Consider the following 262-nt stretch of genomic DNA (forward strand, 5'->3'; position numbering starts at 1 on the left):
CCTGGTAGAGGTCGGAGGAGCCGGTGAGCCGGGAGGCGAACTCCCCGAGCGAACCGGGCTCGGCCCGCCAGAAGTCCCTTACGGCGTCACGGTACTTGCCGTTCCACTCCGACCAGAGCTGGGGGAAGTTGCCGACCTGGTAGCCGCCCTCGCCCAGGTCCCACGGCTCGGCGATGAGCTTGACGCGGCTGATCACCGGGTCCTGCTGGATCAGGTCGAAGAACGCCGAGAGCCGGTCCACCTCGTGGAACTGCCGGGCCAG

1 pseudogene is annotated in these 262 nt (G+C 68.7%); it reads right to left on the bottom strand.

The annotated features are described in order from the left end of the window. A pseudogene (locus GTW40_RS04050) lies at nucleotides 1–262 on the bottom strand (glycogen debranching enzyme); the annotation flags it as partial.

The organism is Streptomyces sp. SID4985 (assembly GCF_009863025.1).
In the GTDB taxonomy this organism is placed as follows: Bacteria; Actinomycetota; Actinomycetes; order Streptomycetales; family Streptomycetaceae; genus Streptomyces.